The 2227-nt window shown below is 41.2% G+C and carries 2 protein-coding genes; both read left to right on the forward strand.

Annotation, left to right across the window (positions count from 1 at the left end):
• On the forward strand, positions 1-1098 hold a 1098-nt coding region (locus AAGC65_RS26140), incomplete at its 5' end, for an NAD(P)/FAD-dependent oxidoreductase (RefSeq protein WP_343115387.1).
• A gap of 159 nt (positions 1099-1257) precedes the next feature.
• Positions 1258-2079: an isocitrate lyase/phosphoenolpyruvate mutase family protein gene (locus AAGC65_RS26145; RefSeq protein ID WP_343115388.1), complete on the forward strand. Its 822-nt coding sequence runs from the start codon at positions 1258-1260 to the stop codon at positions 2077-2079.
• Positions 2080-2227 lie beyond the last annotated feature (148 nt).

Below are 2227 nucleotides of genomic sequence, written 5' to 3' on the forward strand. Positions count from 1 at the left end.
AGTATAACCTATCCGTTCCGAAAATTATTCCGGAATAAAGAGATCAATTTTCGCCTGGCAGAATTGCTGAAAGTTGATCCGGAAACTCAAACAATTTATTTGAACGATGGCGAACTCACTTATGATTACCTTGTATTTGCCGCAGGTTCAAAAACTAATTTCTTTAATAACGAAAGCGTTCAAAAAAACGCGATTTCTCTGAAAGGAATTGATGACGCGCTTTACATGCGTAATGAATTGATTAAAACTATAGAAAAGGCCGCGATTGAAAAAGATCCAGTGGAGCGGGAAAAACTGCTGACTGTTGTGGTGGCCGGAGGAGGGCCAACCGGTGTTGAGGTGGTTGGCATGCTGGCAGAAATGAAAAACTTTATTTTGGAGAAAGACTACCCGGAATTAAAGGATGCAGGCGGGAAGATTTACATTGTAGATGGTATGCCTTATTTGCTGGCGCCAATGAGCGAAAAAACACATGAGGAAACTTATGAGGTAATGACCCAATTGGGCGTAAACGTAAAATTGAACACGCGTGTTATTAGTTACAACGACCAACAAGTTGTTTTTTCTGATAATGAGGTAATAGCGGCCGGAACATTAATTTGGGCAGCCGGGGTTACCGCGCACCGGTTTGAGGGTATACCTGAAACTTCCCTTGGTGCCGGAGGGCGAATGGTAACGGATGCCTATAATCAGGTAAAGGGCCTGCAAAATATTTATGCTATTGGCGATATCAGTATTCAGGAAACTGATCCGGTTTATCCTAAAGGGCACCCGCAATTGGCCCAGCCCGCAATTCAGCAAGGCCGTACGCTTGCTAAAAATTTATTGGCATTAGCAAAAAACAAACCGCTTAAGCCATTTAAGTATTTTGACCGCGGAGACATGGCGATTGTAGGGCGCCATCATGCTGTTGCAGATCTGTTTAAACATAAACTGCACTTGAGCGGCTTTCTCGGCCTGCTTAGCTGGTTGTTCATTCACCTGATATCTCTTGTAAACTATAATAATAAAATTAAAACGCTATACAGTTGGGCAGTAGCTTATTTGACCAGGGATCAGGCCTTGAGGATGATTTTTAGGTCAGATAACCGGAGCTGAATTTTAAGCTGAGGAAAGTATGATTGATATTAATTTATCAATGCATTTCTTAATCCAGTCGAAGTTTTTTATCCTCTGAGCGGTGTAATTTTAGCATTTAAGGTTTATCGAATTTTACATATAAACCATCAATTGAAATAATATAAAAACAAAATTTCTATGTCATTAACACAAAAAGAAAAAGCGGAACTCTTCTTACAACAGCATACTGCTGATAAATTATTGATATTACCTAACGTGTGGGATACATTATCGGCTAAATTGGTATCAACAGTGGGGTTTCCTTCACTGGCAACGGCAAGCATTGGTATGGCGCTGGCCAATGGCTATCCAGATGGCGAACATATTCCGTTTAAACATTTAACATCTGTTGTAAGCGGCATTACAGCATCGGTTGATCTGCCGGTTTCTGTCGACCTGGAAAGAGGTTTTTCTGAAAACCTCTCTGAACTAAAAGATAATGTCAAAAAACTGCTCGATGCCGGTGCTGTAGGTTTAAATATAGAAGATGGTGTTGACCATGGCAAAGAGATCACGCCCATTGCAGAACAGTGTTTAAAAATTGAAGCCATCAGGGAAGCCGGTATCCAGTATGGCGTACCGGTTGTGATCAATGCACGTACGGATCTTTTTTTCCAACCACAACAAAATGATACGATTGATAAGGTTATTGAACGGGCTAAGGCTTATCGTTCGGCTGGTGCCGATTGCTTTTTCCCGATTCTGATCAGCAATTACCTGCATATTGCGAGGTTGGTTGAAGAGGCTGATATTCCGGTGAGTGTGATCCTTTTTGGAATGATACGGGATTTGCGGAAGCTGGAAAACCTGGGAGTAGCAAGGGTTAGTGTTGGTCCCGCCTTAATTATACAAGCTATTACGAAAATGAAGAATATAGCTGAAGGGTTGCTGGATTATAATTCAGATGAGCTTTTTGCACAGCAAGGGGTGCCGTTCGAATACTTAAGTAACTTGATTTAAAGGTACAACACATCTGATAAACAAAAAAGGTCCTTAGCTAAATACTAAGGACCTTTTTTTTATGTTGTAATTATTGCTTATTTCCAGCCACCACCTAAAGAGCGGTACAGATCAGACATGGCGTTTAAACGGGCGTTTTTAACCGTTG

It is taken from the genome of Mucilaginibacter sp. (genome assembly GCF_039207105.1).
Taxonomy (GTDB): domain Bacteria; phylum Bacteroidota; class Bacteroidia; order Sphingobacteriales; family Sphingobacteriaceae; genus Mucilaginibacter.